The organism is Parabacteroides sp. AF18-52 (genome assembly GCF_003479145.1).
Lineage (GTDB): Bacteria > Bacteroidota > Bacteroidia > Bacteroidales > Tannerellaceae > Parabacteroides > Parabacteroides faecis.
Genome location: NZ_QUGR01000012.1, coordinates 20,077 through 35,881, shown reverse-complemented (window position 1 = coordinate 35,881; position 15,805 = coordinate 20,077). Strand labels below are relative to the sequence as shown.

Annotated in this window: 12 protein-coding genes; 5 read left to right on the top strand and 7 right to left on the bottom strand. The window is 41.5% G+C overall.

All coding sequences use genetic code 11. The features are described 5' to 3' along the window. Positions 1-21 precede the first annotated feature (21 nt). From DWX23_RS18100 to DWX23_RS18090, 3 genes are read right to left on the bottom strand one after another with little or no spacing between them, the layout of a single operon-like run. Positions 22-804 carry an amidohydrolase gene (locus tag DWX23_RS18100; RefSeq protein ID WP_122375483.1) on the bottom strand — a complete coding sequence of 261 codons (783 nt, stop codon included), beginning with the start codon at positions 802-804 and terminating at the stop codon, positions 22-24. A gap of 9 nt (positions 805-813) precedes the next feature. Continuing rightward, positions 814-1,359, bottom strand: coding sequence for a 1-acyl-sn-glycerol-3-phosphate acyltransferase (locus tag DWX23_RS18095; protein ID WP_122375482.1), 546 nt, complete (start codon positions 1,357-1,359; stop codon positions 814-816). A gap of 3 nt (positions 1,360-1,362) precedes the next feature. After that, a complete protein-coding gene (locus DWX23_RS18090; protein ID WP_122352183.1) occupies positions 1,363-1,653 on the bottom strand; it encodes a hypothetical protein in 291 nt (96 codons plus the stop codon). 126 nt (positions 1,654-1,779) lie between these two features. Here DWX23_RS18090 and DWX23_RS18085 point away from each other — a divergent pair, with 126 nt between their 5' ends. Both DWX23_RS18085 and glgP read left to right on the top strand, forming a co-directional pair. Beyond that, positions 1,780-3,438, top strand: a complete 1,659-nt coding sequence (locus DWX23_RS18085; protein ID WP_122375481.1) for a glycosyltransferase — start codon at positions 1,780-1,782, stop codon at positions 3,436-3,438. An 88-nt stretch (positions 3,439-3,526) separates the two neighbouring features. Next, complete coding sequence (gene glgP / locus DWX23_RS18080; protein WP_122375480.1) at positions 3,527-6,097, top strand: alpha-glucan family phosphorylase; 2,571 nt, start codon at positions 3,527-3,529, stop codon at positions 6,095-6,097. Between the two features lie 70 nt (positions 6,098-6,167). On the opposite strand, the gene DWX23_RS18075 is transcribed toward glgP, so the two are convergent. Together DWX23_RS18075 and DWX23_RS18070 are read right to left on the bottom strand one after the other, a co-directional pair. After that, positions 6,168-7,793, bottom strand: a complete 1,626-nt coding sequence (locus DWX23_RS18075) for a RagB/SusD family nutrient uptake outer membrane protein (RefSeq protein ID WP_122375543.1) — start codon at positions 7,791-7,793, stop codon at positions 6,168-6,170. A gap of 12 nt (positions 7,794-7,805) precedes the next feature. Next, entirely contained in the window at positions 7,806-10,583 is a 2,778-nt protein-coding gene (locus tag DWX23_RS18070; RefSeq protein ID WP_122375479.1) for a SusC/RagA family TonB-linked outer membrane protein, read from the bottom strand. Positions 10,584-10,824: 241 nt separating this feature from the next. Between DWX23_RS18070 and mdh the strand changes: the two genes are divergently transcribed. Together mdh and DWX23_RS18060 are read left to right on the top strand one after the other, a co-directional pair. Further along, positions 10,825-11,766, top strand: a complete 942-nt coding sequence (mdh, locus tag DWX23_RS18065) for a malate dehydrogenase (protein ID WP_122352179.1) — start codon at positions 10,825-10,827, stop codon at positions 11,764-11,766. 96 nt (positions 11,767-11,862) lie between these two features. Next, the gene (locus tag DWX23_RS18060; protein WP_122375478.1) at positions 11,863-12,348 is read left to right on the top strand and encodes a GNAT family N-acetyltransferase; all 486 of its coding nucleotides are present in this window, start codon (positions 11,863-11,865) and stop codon (positions 12,346-12,348) included. 462 nt (positions 12,349-12,810) lie between these two features. Here the strand turns inward: DWX23_RS18060 and DWX23_RS18055 are convergent, their stop codons facing one another. Both DWX23_RS18055 and DWX23_RS18050 read right to left on the bottom strand, forming a co-directional pair. Further along, entirely contained in the window at positions 12,811-13,515 is a 705-nt protein-coding gene (locus DWX23_RS18055; RefSeq protein WP_122375477.1) for a response regulator transcription factor, read from the bottom strand. Beyond that, positions 13,509-14,591: a sensor histidine kinase KdpD gene (locus DWX23_RS18050; RefSeq protein ID WP_233587665.1), complete on the bottom strand. Its 1,083-nt coding sequence runs from the start codon at positions 14,589-14,591 to the stop codon at positions 13,509-13,511. The genes DWX23_RS18055 and DWX23_RS18050 overlap by 7 nt, the downstream gene beginning before the upstream one ends. A gap of 200 nt (positions 14,592-14,791) precedes the next feature. Here DWX23_RS18050 and DWX23_RS18045 point away from each other — a divergent pair, with 200 nt between their 5' ends. Further along, positions 14,792-15,568 (top strand): hypothetical protein, encoded by a 777-nt coding sequence (locus DWX23_RS18045; protein WP_122375475.1) that lies wholly within the window; start codon positions 14,792-14,794, stop codon positions 15,566-15,568. The last annotated feature ends 237 nt before the right edge of the window (positions 15,569-15,805 follow it).

The following is a 15,805-nucleotide window of genomic DNA, read 5'->3' as shown; positions in this document are numbered from 1 at the left end:
TTGATTCAGAAAAAACAATCATTATTCTATCGAGAAAGTATCGGCATCTTTCCACGCCGGGAACTTTGCACGTAGCTCCTCCAGGTCTCCCTTGTTCAAGGTACAAGTACGGGTTATCTCTTCCCGTTTACCGGCATCCGCCAACTTCTTTCCTTTCGGAGAAAAAGTCATTGAGTCGCCACGGTAAGTAAACCCTTTTCCATCGATCCCCACCCGGTTAACCCCACAAACATAAGCCATATTCTCAATAGCACGAGCAGGAAGTAATGCCTTCCATACCTTCTTACGTGCCTCCGGCCAGTTGGCTACATATATTAGTAAGTCATATTCATTATTCCGGTTACGGCTCCAGACAGGAAAGCGAAGATCATAACATACCTGTAAGCAGATATTCCAGTCTTTATAGCTGATGATCGTACGCTTATCCCCGGCAGTAAAATGCTTATCTTCAGCAGCCATACGGAATAAATGACGTTTGTCATAATAATACTCGTCCCCTTCGGGAGTGATAAAAAAGGCACGGTTGAAGTAGCTTCCATTGTCTTTCACAATAAAGCTACCCACAACAGCAAGGTTATATTTACTAGCCCAGCCTTTTATAGACGGAACAGTTGGCCCGTCCATCGTATCAGCCAACCTTTCCACCTCCATGGAAAAACCGGTCGTAAATGTTTCCGGTAACACGGCAATATCCGTTTTTCCACTCACACGCCGGAGTAATTCTCCGTAATAACCAAGATTCTCATCCCTGTCTTCCCAAATGATATGGGACTGGATCATACTGATACGTAAACTGTCTGCCATAATAGTAAATTAAACTTGTACGAAATTTTCCGGGTGACAAGCTGTCACATCTCTGTAATATTCGCGGATTGTATGAATATCCTTTTCTGCGTCACCAGTCGGATAGAACAATCCTTTGATACCAGCTTCCTTCTTTGCATAATCGAAATAAGCGATCATGATAGGAACCTGTGCTTTCTGTGCTATATAATAAAAACCTTTTTTCCACTCTTCTACCCTTTTCCGTGTGCCTTCCGGTGTTATAGCCAGTTGAAATATCTTACGTTTATTAAAAACCTCAACCATCTGGTCGGTCACAGAAGTATGTTTCTGCCGGTCGACCGGTACACCACCCAACCACGAAAAGAATAAATTAAAGGGGAAAAAAAACCAGTCCTTTTTGATCAGGAAACTGGCGTTACGCCCTAATGCCGTATAAAGTAACTTTCCGACAATAAAATCCCAATTGCTGGTATGCGGGGCAACGCATATCACACATTTAGGCACATCTTCGCACATTGGACCCACTTTCCATCCAGCCATGCGAAGAAGTGCCTTACTAATAGCTTTCTTCATTATTTACTTTTCTTTGCTTAGCTCTCCTATTTCGTTTGCGATAGCATTTACTTCCGTCTGCAAATCCACACGCAACTTACGATAATACTCTTTCACCAGCGTTTTGTTGTCTTTGCCATCCGGGCTACCGGCACGGCGGATAAACTCATCCTGCATATCCAATATTCTAGTCAACAGAACATCAGCTTTTTCCTCCTCTACACCAGGAATAAATAGCCTACAAACCAATACTTCAGAAAATAGTTCACCTGCTACATAGCCGATTTCTTTCTTTAAAATTCTTCTCTTAGCCATAATTTTCAAATTAAATTATCTACAAATCTACAAAATCCTTTATTAAATAACTCATACCGCGGGAAAAAAGATAAAAATAATGTATCTTTGCAGCTTCAAATTCTCTGATTATAAACAAAATCGTTTATGGATACAAAGACAACAACGCCAGAATATCTCTTTGAAAGCAGTTGGGAAGTCTGTAATAAAGTGGGAGGAATTTACACTGTGCTGTCTACAAAAGCGCATACTCTGCAACAGATGTTCAATGATAAAGTTATTTTTATCGGACCTGATGTGTGGGGGCCCGCAAATGCTCCGGACTTTATCGAAGATGATACTCTGTTTGCTGATTGGAAAAAACATGCGAGAACCACTGATAAGCTAAAAATGAAAGTCGGACGCTGGAACGTGCCAGGTACACCTCCGGTCGTTTTGGTCGACTTCAAGCCTTTCTTCAGTGAGAGAGACGCTTTTTTCTACTCCATGTGGGAAAATTTCCGGGTAGATTCGATGCACGCTTACGGTGACTATGACGAATCCTGTATTTTTGCCTATGCCGTAGGAAAAGTGATAGAAAGTTTTTACAACTTCTATAATCTCTCCGACAAAAAAGTAACAGCTCTATTCAATGAATGGATGTTGGGTATGGGAGCACTTTACATTCAAAAGCAACTTCCTGCCATAGCTACGCTGTTCACAACACATGCTACTTCCATCGGGCGTTCCATTGCCGGTAATAACAAGGCTTTATATGCCTATATGGACGGATACAACGGCGACCAGATGGCAAAAGAACTGAACATGGAAGCCAAGCACTCGCTCGAGAAACAGGCTGCACACCATGTCGACTGCTTCACGACGGTCAGTGATATCACAGCCAGGGAGTGTAAACAATTACTGGATAAAGCACCGGATATTGTTACTCCGAACGGCTTCGAACCGAATTTTGTTCCCGAAGGAAAAGAATATACAAAGAAACGTGCGGAAGCCCGCAAGACATTGATCAATGTAGCTGAAAAACTCCTGGGATGTTCCATCTCTCCGGATGCATTACTGGTATCGACCAGCGGACGTTACGAATACCGCAACAAAGGGATCGATGTTTTCATCGAGGCCATGAACCGCGTGCGCAACTCAGGAGAATTACAGCGCGAAGTCGTTGCGTTCCTGATGGTCCCTGCCTGGGTCCGTGATGCACGTGCCGATCTGAAAGAGGTCATTGAAAAGAATATTCCGACGACCTCTCCCATGCAAATGCCTTTTATTACCCACTGGCTGAACCTGATGGATCAGGACAAGGTATTAAATTATATCTCACATGCAGGATTTACAAACCAGGCTTCCGAGAAGCTCAAAATCATATTTGTACCCTGCTATCTGGACGGGCGCGACGGTATCTTCAATAAACCCTATTACGATCTGCTGATCGGTATGGATGTTACCGTATATCCGTCTTACTACGAACCCTGGGGATACACACCACTGGAAAGTGTTGCTTTTGGCATACCGACAGTAACTACCAACCTGGCCGGATTCGGCTTATGGGCGGAAAAAAGTGTATCCGGCAAAAACATCAGTGAAGGAGTTGCCGTTATCGAACGGACAGACTTCAATTACTTCGATGTTGCCGACGCTATCACGACTTCAATTCTCTCGCTCGTCAAGAAAGATGAAAAGGAAGTTGAAGAAATACGCAAACGCTGTTTCAAACTGGCAAAGCAGGCTGAATGGAGCAAATTTATCGTATTTTACCAAAAGGCTTTCAGCGATGCACTAGCAGCTGCGGCCAAAAGAAATGGTTAAATTTGGCTCATAATTAGCGAGATAATCCTATCTTTGCCACAGTTTTTTACATCTTATTTTAAGTTGAATCATTTTAAATCTCACAATAATGAAAATCAAAGCGAATAACGCAAACAGTCCGATCTGGAAGGACGTTTATTCACATTCGATGCTTCCTGAAGTATTGCAACCCTTACACGAAATGGCGACAAACCTGTGGTGGGTATGGAATCATGAAGGAGCTAAATTATTTGGAAAAATCGACAAAGACCTTTGGGTATCTACAGAAGGTAACCCGGTACTTTTGCTCCAAAGCTTATCTTACAAACGCATTGAAGAAATCCAGGCTGACAAAGTATTGATGGCCGAAATCCAGGAAGTTTACGCTGGCTTCAGGGAATATGTAGATACTAAACCTGATGCAACGAAACCTTCTGTTGCTTATTTCAGTATGGAATACGGACTTACCAACGTACTGAAAATCTACTCCGGTGGTCTGGGCGTACTGGCTGGTGATTATCTGAAAGAAGCCAGTGACAGTAATATCGACCTGACAGCTGTCGGATTCCTGTATCGCTACGGATATTTCACACAATCCCTGTCTATGGACGGACAGCAGATTGCGAACTACGAACCACAGAATTTCAATTCATTACCTCTTTCTCAGGTTACACAGTCTAACGGCGAACCGATGGTTTTGGAAGTTCCTTACCCCGGCAGAACCGTATATGCTCACATTTGGAAAGTAAGCGTAGGCCGTGTGCCTTTGTATCTGATGGATACAGATATTCCTCAGAACAGCGAATGGGACCGCTCGATCACTCACCAGCTATATGGTGGCGACTGGGAAAACCGTATGAAACAGGAATATCTGTTAGGTATCGGTGGTATCCTGATGTTGAATAAATTGGGTATCAAAAAGCAGATCTACCATTGCAATGAAGGTCATGCTGCATTGATCAATGCTCAACGTTTAGTTGACTATATTCAGAACGACGGACTTACTTTCAACCAGGCGTTGGAGGTTGTGCGTGCTTCTGCTCTTTATACAGTACATACGCCGGTTCCTGCCGGACACGACTATTTCGATGAAGGCTTGTTCGGTCGTTATATGGGTGAATTCCCTGGTAAGCTGGGTATCAGCTGGCAGGAATTTATCGATATGGGACGCGAAAATCCGGGTTCCAACGAAAAGTTCTCCATGAGCGTATTTGCTTTGAACACTTGCCAGGAAGCAAACGGTGTAAGCTGGTTGCACGGTAAAGTATCACAGAAGATGTTCGCTCCGGTATGGAAAGGTTATTTCCCTGATGAACTTCACGTTAGCTGGGTTACCAATGGTGTACACATGCCGACATGGGCTTCTACGGAATGGAAACGTTTCTTCTACGAACATTTCGACAAGAAATTCTTCACCGACCAGTCGAACAAAAAATACTGGGAAGCTATCCAGAATGTCAACGACGATGATATCTGGGATCTCCGCAAGACATTAAAGAAAAAGCTGATCGAATATATCAAAGTTCAGTACAAACAGAACTGGTTGAAAAACCAGGGCGATCCTTCAAAGGTTGTTTCCGTACTTGAAAAGATCAACCCGAACGCACTGTTGATCGGTTTCGGACGCCGTTTCGCGACTTACAAACGTGCTCACCTGCTGTTTACCGACCTCGACCGTCTGGCTAAGATCGTAAACAATGAAAAATATCCGATCCAGTTCGTATTTACAGGAAAAGCTCACCCGGCTGACGGTGGTGGACAGGGATTGATCAAACACATCGTTGAAATCTCACGCCGTCCGGAATTCCTGGGTAAGATCATCTTCCTCGAAAACTACGACATGCGCCTGGCTCGTCACCTGATTGCCGGTGTCGATGTTTGGTTGAACACTCCGACACGTCCGCTGGAAGCTTCCGGTACATCTGGTGAAAAAGCTGAAATGAATGGTGTACTGAACTTCTCCGTACTCGACGGATGGTGGTACGAAGGTTATAAAGAAGGTGCTGGTTGGGCATTGACCGACAAGCGTACTTATGAAAACCAACAGTACCAAGATCAATTGGACGCTGCAACAATCTACCATATCCTGGAAACAGAACTTATCCCGACTTATTATGCTAAGAACAGCAAGGGATATTCTCCTGAATGGATCCAGTATATCAAAAATTCCATGTCACAGATCGCTCCCGACTATACAATGAAACGTATGTTGGACGATTATATCAATCGTTTCTATAACAAGCTGGCTACTCGTTCCGCTCATTTACGTGAAGGAAACTTTGCAGAAGCAAAAGAGATCGCAGCCTGGAAAGAAGAAGTGGCAGAACATTGGGATAGCTTCCAGGTTGAATCATTCACCTGTAGCAAAGACCTGGCTATCGACGGACCGGTTGTTGGTAAAGAATACTCTTTCAACCTTGTGATCGACCGTAAAGATCTTCAGGGAATGTTAGGAGCCGAAGTGGTTGTTACCAAAGAAAATTCTGAAAACCATCAACTCGAATTACTTTACACTAAACCGTTCGAATTGAAGAAAGAAGAAGGTTCTAAACTGTTCTTCGAACTGAAAACGACTTCAAGCGAAGCTGGTGTTCATAAGATGGGCTTCCGTGTTTACCCTGTAAACAAAGAATTGCCTCACCGCATGGACTTCGCATATGTTCGCTGGATTCAGTTATAAAAAGAATTCCATATAAACTAAGTAAAAAAAGGATGCTCTCCCTGGGAGGCATCCTTTTTTTATTCGATTGCTAATATCCGGGATTCTGTGTCAGATTGCCATTCAATAATAAAATATTCTCCGGAATCGGGAAAACGGTCGTATAACCGCTGCTTTCATCCGGCAACTGCGGACGGCTGCTATAGGCACGTGTAAACAGTCCGAAGCGAACCAGATCCTGTCTCCTCCACCCTTCCCAGGCAAATTCCATTTGCCGTTCCGCCAGGAGATTCTCTAATGTGGCCTGCCTGTCAGCCATACCGACACGGGAACGTACCTGATTCAGTTCCGCATCCCCGTTCTCTCCGTTCCTAACCTTGGCCTCACTCTTCATCAAGAGGACATCTGCATAACGGAACAACACAATATCATTATCCGACAATTTTCCGTCTTTAGTCGCCGTTTTATCTATCGCATATTTCTTCATACGGGCACCGGCCACTTTTTCATACGGTTTGCCGGTAATATCCACATCCACCAGCCAGGGCAGATACTCCAGCACCTCTCCGGTATCGAGCCGGACAGTATCTCCATTCAGATCGAGTACGACACCGGCAAAATAACATTTACTGAAACGGGCATCGACCTCTTCCGTATCATAACCAAAAGTCCGGAGTACTTCCTGAGTGGCAGAAGAGCCGTTTTCTCCGGATAACCCATATGCTTTCGCATGATTATAGTGACGGGAACGAAACAGGTATTGCATCTGATTCGTATAAAAGTTCTTATCCATCGGAACAGTAAAGATATTTTCCACCGATGTTTCATTGAATACTGAAAAATTCTCTTCATAAGTAGGCGTAAGCCGATAACCCGATGCGGTAATGGAATCACAATAAGCCATTACCGTCTGCCAGGCATTCAAACGCTGCCCGCCCACCTCAAAAAACAGGTTCCTGCCGTCCGGACGACTACCGCTGGTCCAGTTATTATTCGTATAAACCTCAGCATTTAAGGCTAATTTAGCTAACAGGAAATAAGCTACCGGACGAGTCATACGACCATAATAGTCACCGAACTGGTTGCTACGTTCCGGACTCAATAAGGGAGTTGTCTCCTGCAATTCTTTCACAACAAATTCAAAAACCTCCTGACGCGTACTCTGTTTGACCTCTTTCATCGGTGTAGAAGATGACAGCACAAGAGGAACACGTCCGAACATATCCACCAGATAATAATAATACATCGCCCGGAAAGCCCGTACCTCAGCCATATAAGGCGGAATATATTTATTTCCGGTCTGTTTATAAAATTCGTCCAGACGTTCCAGTGACTTATTACTCAATACTATCACCTTATACAAATACTCCCACGTGGCCCGTATCGCATCGCTGCTCACCCCCCATTTATGCAGGAAAAGACCTTGCCAGAAACCACCGTCATACCAGTCACCGCCACGTGTAGGCAGAATAGCCTCATCGGTAGTGAATGTATTCAGATCGTATATTCCCCGGTATGTCCCCTGTAATCCCTGACTATCGCTATAGCCTCCCACATAATTATAAAGCGTAGCAACCGTATTCAGATAAACAGCAGTCGCACTATCATACGCATCTTCTTCCGATATCTGATCTTTCGGATTCTCTTCCAGAAACTTACTGCAGGAAAGGAAAGCAAAGCTATATAATATACAGAAAAGCAAAACAAACTTCTTCATCGCCATAAACTATTAAAATTGAAAACTCAAACCGACCGTATAAGAGCGGTAAACCGGATAGTTCCGTTTATCGTCTATTCCCAGCGTATTATTTACAATATAACTATTGATCATCGGCGTCAAACCGGAATAACCAGTAATCGTCGCCAGGTTATTGACAGAACAGGACAAACGCAGATTCTGTACATATTTTCTCCATTTACCCAAAGGCACATTCCAACCGACAGTCAGGTAATCGAAATTGATATAATCCCCTTTCTCCAGCCAGTAATCTGTAGCTGTCTGGTCCTTGATATTTCGTTCAGGAGCCCCTTGCATTACATTGTAATCAGGGAAACTCCCCATATTCATATAAGTAAGAGAAGTTCCGTTATATATCTTATGGCCGAATGCTCCGTTTATCTGTAAAGAGATATCAAACTGTTTGTAACGGAAACTGATATTCGATCCCAACATTGTCTTTGGTGTTGCCTGTCCGGCGATGTAACGGTCTTCCCCATCTTCCAGGTTCACGCCGTTACCATTCAGGTCGGCGATCTCATACTGGTAACTCCCGTCTTCACGCTGCGTCAACCCGGTACAATGAGGAAGATAAAAGACACCTAACGGTTGTCCGACCACCTGGTAAACAATGTGGTTATATCCACCATGAAAACCAGCGCCGTTCAGGTCCGAAATACTGGTATATTCGGGAGCCGACATATATTCACCGTTGTACATACCACTCAGCGATAATAGTTTATTCTGCTGGAACGTCACATTCACATTGACACTCAGCTCCATATCTTTCGTCTGCAACGGAGTAACGCCGAAACCCAACTCTACACCGCTGTTCCGCATAGATCCCAGGTTTGCCAACAACTTATTATAAGCGAAAGGAGGAACACTCACATCATAAAGATAAAGCATATCGCTGGTTTTCGAATTATAATAATCGATCGTCATCAACAGGCGGTTACGGAAAAAACCGACATCTATACCGGCATTCACAGTACGTTTTACCTCCCACTTCAGATCGGGATTGGCATTCCGTATCACACCCATCGTTACCGTCGGGCTTCCTCCCACCGATACAACGCCATTAGGCTTAACCAACTGCAAGGAATTATAGCTGTCTATTGCATCCTGATTACCGGACAAACCATAACCGGCACGTAATTTCAGATTGTTCAGGAAAGTGAACTGTTTCATAAAATCCTCTTCCGTTATCACCCAGGCGGCCGAAACCGAAGGAAAGAACCCCCATTTATTATTCTTACCGACTTTCGAAGAAGCATCCGCACGGGCATTGACCGTTGCGACATATTTGCCGGCATACACATAATTCACACGCCCCAGAAAAGAACTCAAACGGGGATCTTCATAATAAGAGTTCGTTCCTTCCCAAAGCCGTACGGCACCGGCCTGCAAATTATTATACCCAAACTTATCCGTAGAAAAATTGGTGACCGTTGTATAAAATCCGGTCAATATATTCTTCTGTGCCTCTGCCAGGCCCAGCGCATCCAGATGATGCTCACCCCAATCGTTGGAATAACTCAGCATCAGATTTCCCAACAGGTCTTCCATCTTCCTCTCCCCTTTATAGGCTTGTCCATGTGCCCATACCGTTGTCGGCAGATATTGAGAGTTATCTATTATATTATATGTATAAGAACCGAAGGCGGAAAACTTCAATTGCTTGCTCAGCTTCAGTGTAAACTTGAGATGCGTATTAAAATGAGCATTCGAGTCGTCATCTTTTACTTCCAGCCAGGCAAGCGGATTGGTGATCTGGCTGGCATTGGTTACCCCATTCCACGCTCCGGTCTGTTCATCCCGGTGATTCGGGAATGTCGGGTTGAAAGCCGCAGCCGAATAAAAAGTCTTCTGGATATCGTTCAGATAACGATTCTTTTGAAGGGAACCGAAAACACCCAGATCGATCTTCAACCGATCGTTGAACGCACGCTGGGCAATATCCAGCTTGACTGTAAAATTCTGCAAATCATTGGTCCGCACTACCCCATCCCGGTCCATAACCCCGAGGGAGGCACGATAATTGGACGTTTCAGAACCTCCCCCCAAAGCGATATGGTGGTTCTGCACAATCCCGGTCCGGGTTATTTCTTCCGGAAAATTCGTATTGAAGCCCAGATCCAGTATTTCGATATTACGGTCTGCCGCCACTGCCCGGAAGTCACCTCCTGACAACATCTTCATATTCTTGTAGACCGCCTCGATCCCGAAACTGCCATCGTAACTGATACTGAATGCACCGCCTTTTCCTTTCTTCGTAGCGACTTCGATAACTCCCGAAGCACCACGAGAACCGTATTGAGCCGTCTCGGAAGCATCTTTCAGGATGGTAAAGCTTTCGATATCCGCCGGATAGATAGAACTAAGCGTATTCAGATCGGAAGAAACACCGTCGATAATAACCAACGGATCGTTGCCCCCTGTCAGGGAGGTTGTTCCCCGAACCCGGACGGAACTCAACGCTGCCGCCCTGTTCGCCCCGGTAGAAATACTGACACCCGCCGCCTGCCCGCTCAAGGCATTCAGCGAACTGGATACATATCCTTTGTTCATACGTTTCTCGGAAACTTTATCGACAGAACCGGAAATGGTCTGCTGCCTGCCGGTAGCATATCCGACAGCGATCTCATCATCCAGTCTCACAGTATCAGGAACGACCGCTCTGAATGTATCCGGCAATAACGGTGCTACCTGTGCCTGCCCATCCAGTCCGGAAACAAATAATAAGATGACAGGATATATCATTAAACAAGAATGAAATAACTTAATCATATGCACACAGATTTAAGATTAGTAAACCCCTTTTTAATAAAACTACTGATCAATAGCGATTGTTCATGATACCGGTAATGTTTTTTAAGAAATCCGCTCTCCCTCTATTTAGCGATAATTAATAATCCGGAGAATTAAATTATTTACGGAAATATTTCTTTATTCAGCAATACATTGTACCTTTGTCCTCGATAAAAACAGGAAGTATTTTTATAAGTAATAACATATAAAACTTATTATTATGTCTAAAGTAACAGTTGTTGGCGCCGGTAATGTAGGTGCTACTTGCGCAAATGTTCTTGCCTTCAATGAAGTGGCAGACGAAGTTGTAATGCTTGATGTTAAGGAAGGTGTTTCCGAAGGTAAAGCAATGGATATGATGCAGACAGCTCAGCTGCTGGGTTTCGATACAACAGTTGTAGGTTGCACTAACGACTATGCTCAAACTGCAAATTCTGATGTTGTAGTTATCACTTCAGGTATTCCCCGTAAACCGGGTATGACTCGTGAAGAGTTGATCGGTGTTAACGCTGGTATCGTTAAAAGTGTAGCTCAGAACATCCTGAAATATTCTCCGAATGCAATTATCGTAGTTATCTCTAACCCGATGGATACAATGACTTACCTGTCATTGAAATCTCTGGGTCTGCCGAAAAACCGTATCATCGGTATGGGTGGTGCATTGGATAGCTCACGCTTCAAATATTTCTTGTCTCAGGCTTTGGGATGCAACGCTAACGAAGTAGAAGGTATGGTAATCGGTGGTCACGGTGATACAACAATGATCCCGTTGGCTCGTCTGGCTACTTACAAAGGTATCCCTGTTAGCAAATTGTTAAGTGCTGACAAACTGCAGGAAGTGGTTGCTTCTACTATGGTAGGTGGTGCTACACTGACTAAACTGCTGGGTACTTCTGCATGGTATGCACCGGGTGCAGCAGGAGCTTATGTAGTTGAATCTATCATCCACAACCAGGGTAAGATGGTTCCTTGTTCAGTTTATCTGGAAGGAGAATACGGTGAATCAGATCTTTGCATCGGTGTTCCTGTTATCCTTGGCAAGAACGGTATCGAAAAGATCGTTGAATTGGAACTGACAGCTGAAGAAAAAGAATTGTTCGCTAAGAGCGCTGCAGCTGTTAAGAAAACAAACGAAGCATTGAAAGAAGTAGGTGCTTTATAATCAGTAAACAAACTCGATTGATTATATCTTAAGAGGATAGCTCCACGGAGTTATCCTCTTTTTATTTTTATCATTAACTTTACACAAAAAAGAATCATGATACGCCCGATGACATTGAACGATGTGAGTGAGATAACCTACATCTATGCCCACTACGTAAACAATACCGTTGTGACTTTCGACACAAAAGTCCCGTCTGAAACAGAGATGCGCGAACGCCTGCTGCCTATTATCGAGAACTGTCCTGCCTGGGTCTGTGTGGAAGAAGGTAAAATAGCAGGCTATTGTTACGCCCATGAATGGAAAACGAAGAAAGCCTACAGCAGCACCGCAGAAACGACCATTTACCTGCATCCGGACCATCTCAGGAAAGGATACGGAAGAATATTAATGGAGCAACTGATCGAAGACTGCCGCAAACGTTCCTACCATGCACTGATCGCCTGTATCACTATCCCCAACGAGCCGAGTGTGAAACTCCATGAGAGACTGGACTTCAAACAGGTATCCCACTTCCATGAGGTTGGACGGAAATTCAACCGATGGCTGGACGTTACCGATTATGAACTAATTCTTGAATGACCCAGTATAAAATCAAATTCTCCATATCTTGTAAGAAATTACCTGCTTCTACGACTATATAGTACAGTTCAATAAAAAACATTCAGTATGAAACAGTCGCATGAAGATTTCCTCAGGATACTGTCCGACTACCAGGGTATCATCCACAAGGTAAATCTACATCGATAAAAGCATCGCTTACCAAAAGAAATATGATACCTACATCAGCATCGGACTAACTCTCTTTATCGTAGGAGTCTTTATCATACGGAATTATATCCTACACGGAACAATCATTTTGTTCACATTAATTGTGGTACTGATTACGGTATCCATTGCATTATATTTATCCTACGTTCGCAAAAAACGCTTCAAAGAAGTACGTAATTACTTGCAATCGTTATATGACTTGCTTTAGTCAAACCATGTAATCTGATATAGATTTCAGGCAGACATCAAATTACAAACGGAACGGGAAGTATTTCAATTGTTCCCGTTCCGTTCATCGATAAAAAGCATATATCCTATATCTGGTAATGTTCTTATAGTCAGACTATCATCTAAAAGTAAAAAGGCTCTCAATTTGGATATAAAATTATTCAAGCTAGCATCATAAATATCACAATCATCCCAAATCTCCTTAAAAAAACGGCTGCGAGGAACTACTTCACCCTGTTTTTCTATCAACAATAATAATATCTGGTATTCAATCTTGCTAAGCTTCTTTATTAATCTATTTTCCAAAAATAGGTCACGAGTTTCTTTATTTAATTGTAATCTGCCAAAATTGATCAAATGAGAATGCCCAGAAGAAGAACAAGCATATTGCCGAATATAGACAATAAGTTCTTCCATATCAAAAGGCTTTTTAATATACACTTTCCCTCCGGCTTGTATGCCTTGGGCAACCTCATATCCTCTAACATGTGAAGACACAAATAATATAGGAGTTGTAATCCCCCTGGATTGCATCTCGGAGGCAAAGTCAATCCCACTATCCTCCCCCATCTCGACATCTAACACAATTATATCCGGCTCAAAAGAGAGGACAGCTTCCTTTGCCCCATATAAAGAGGATTGGTAAACAGCCTCCATTTTCTCTTCTTTCAAAATAGATACGATCATATTTCCCAACAAAATATCATCGTCAAAAACAATCACTTTTATTATTTTATCTGAATTCAACATGGTAATGTTATAATAAATGTACTACCTTCTCCTTCTACACTTTGGAAAGTAAGATCTCCCCCCATATTCTTTACAACCCGGGCTGTATACATCAATCCGAGTCCATGTCCCTTTGGCTGGTCATGTCGATCACCTCTACAACATTGTGCAAAAAGTTTTTTCCGAAGCTTTCCGGAAATTCCCCAACCTGTATCTTTTATAGCAATAGAAAAAGTATCCAACCTCTTTTCAAGAAGAATTTCTATCTTTACATTTTCATCAGAATACTTTAATGAATTATCTAACAAGTTTGTAAGACTATTCCTCAGATAAAAAAGATCTGCTTCAATCCAATCTGTTTCCATTTTATCTTCTATCAATAGTGTAAAATGCTTATTAAAGTAAAGTACTGATAAATTTTCAATAATAGAATCTATCAACCCACGCAAATCGACAGGTTCCTTTTTTATAGAGACGTGTTGGTCAGTCATTTTCAAAACAGACAATAGTGTCTCTATAGCATTACTCAACGTATATAATTGTGCTTTACATACCAGAAAAGATTGTTTCTTTACATGATCACTTTCCTTTCCGGCAAATCTTGAAATAAGTAAATAAGTCAAACTTAAAGGTGATTTCAAATCATGTATAGTTCCATATATTACTAAAGCATTTGATTTCAACTTCTTTTCCTTTTTCATGATATTTAGCAGCAAATAAATCAAACATGCAATACTAAATATCATTGCCCAACATGATATATCATTAATTCTCTTCATTTTTCCTATGATAAACGAAGAAGGAATAATGGCAGAACAGCATAAAAATAAAGAATCTGAAATTGCTATCCGTGGAGACAGATAAATATAATCATCTGCTTTTTCCACATAATTCCCAACCGTATTAATTATCCGTTCATTTTTACACAACTCTAATTTATAAGGGAGCATAAGGTTAGCTTCTTCCAAATGTTTTTTCAAACTTATATCCACTTTCTCCAAATTAACAGACAAAGAATCCTGATCATCTCGTTGAATACTAATATTCAGCAAGTTATTAAACAAAAGAGAATAATCTTCATAATATGTCTTCTTCATATTATGAATCCAGATTCCCTGATTCAAAATAATTGACAGGAACCCTAAAAGAAGAACAAAGGTTGCACCTTTCATAGATATCTTGATATGAATGCAAATATAACTAAAATAAATATCAATGATTATTCAATTATGAGATAATAGTTAGAATACATTATAGCCATCACCAGTAATTTTGTCACACATTAAAATTTAATAATATGAAAAAAAGTTATTACCTACTTACTTCGCTGCTAATTACAGCCATTTTATTCTCTTGCCAATCAATATTTGACCAAGAAAGTAAAGTTTCTAACAATCCTCAGGATTATATAGGACAACTCCACAATGAAGGTATGGATTATATTTTAAATGAAATAATCAAACTACCCAAAACGAAATCAGGAACAAAATTTTTTGATATCCAGTATATCAAAAAAACGACTATTTCCTTTATGAAAAAGAAAGAACTACTCAATAAACAGATTACAAAATCTGCATATAACGATACTTTTCCTGATTCTCTCAATTTCTCTGATGTTCCAATATCTAATCTTCAAAAAGACTATCTTATTCGTTTAATTGACATTTTAACAGTACCAAAAGAGGCTGATATAAAAACTGTTACAAACAACATCATAGAACTTGAAAACGAAATACTACAAAATAATAATCTTGGAGAAAATGAATGTTTTCCTATTCTCTGTGGTTGTTCTGTTGCACGCTATTCTGCAATATACTGGAATGAAAATTTAGAAAAATGGAGAGTAAATATTTTAGGGATAAATAAATCTCAACAAAAAACTATAACAACTAAAAGCGGAGATCCGGAAGAAGGCTTTTGGGATGGTGTATGGGATATTGCAAAAGAAGATGCTATTGGTGCTGCCTTAGGCGCTCTTGGAGGAGCTGGTATAGGTGGTATAGGAGCTGGTCCCGGTGCTATTGGCGGAGGATGTATAGCTTCTGGAACAGAAGCTGCACACAAAATATTTTAAATAGAACAAAATGAAATATATTTTAAAATGGATTTTATTTGCCATTCTTATATATGCATTCTTCTTTCTATCCAATTTAATAATAGAAGGAGGTAGTAAAGATTTAACAAATCTCATTTATAGGAGTCTTATGTTATCATGGCCTTGTCTATTTTTTTTCATTTGTACTTCTAGATACATACAAAAAAAACAGATTATATATAAAGAATTTTATTCCTTTTCATTTATATTCTATAT

What these genes read in the sequence shown, in the direction of transcription:
- DWX23_RS18070 (WP_122375479.1), bottom strand. Translation starts at nt 10,583, where the DNA reads ATGATTAAGTTATTTCATTCTTGTTTAATGATATATCCTGTCATCTTA.
- mdh (WP_122352179.1), top strand. Translation starts at nt 10,825, where the DNA reads ATGTCTAAAGTAACAGTTGTTGGCGCCGGTAATGTAGGTGCTACTTGC.
- glgP (WP_122375480.1), top strand. Translation starts at nt 3,527, where the DNA reads ATGAAAATCAAAGCGAATAACGCAAACAGTCCGATCTGGAAGGACGTT.
- DWX23_RS18085 (WP_122375481.1), top strand. Translation starts at nt 1,780, where the DNA reads ATGGATACAAAGACAACAACGCCAGAATATCTCTTTGAAAGCAGTTGG.
- DWX23_RS18045 (WP_122375475.1), top strand. Translation starts at nt 14,792, where the DNA reads ATGAAAAAAAGTTATTACCTACTTACTTCGCTGCTAATTACAGCCATT.
- DWX23_RS18100 (WP_122375483.1), bottom strand. Translation starts at nt 804, where the DNA reads ATGGCAGACAGTTTACGTATCAGTATGATCCAGTCCCATATCATTTGG.
- DWX23_RS18055 (WP_122375477.1), bottom strand. Translation starts at nt 13,515, where the DNA reads ATGTTGAATTCAGATAAAATAATAAAAGTGATTGTTTTTGACGATGAT.
- DWX23_RS18095 (WP_122375482.1), bottom strand. Translation starts at nt 1,359, where the DNA reads ATGAAGAAAGCTATTAGTAAGGCACTTCTTCGCATGGCTGGATGGAAA.
- DWX23_RS18090 (WP_122352183.1), bottom strand. Translation starts at nt 1,653, where the DNA reads ATGGCTAAGAGAAGAATTTTAAAGAAAGAAATCGGCTATGTAGCAGGT.
- DWX23_RS18075 (WP_122375543.1), bottom strand. Translation starts at nt 7,793, where the DNA reads ATGAAGAAGTTTGTTTTGCTTTTCTGTATATTATATAGCTTTGCTTTC.
- DWX23_RS18050 (WP_233587665.1), bottom strand. Translation starts at nt 14,591, where the DNA reads ATGAAGAAGACATATTATGAAGATTATTCTCTTTTGTTTAATAACTTG.
- DWX23_RS18060 (WP_122375478.1), top strand. Translation starts at nt 11,863, where the DNA reads ATGATACGCCCGATGACATTGAACGATGTGAGTGAGATAACCTACATC.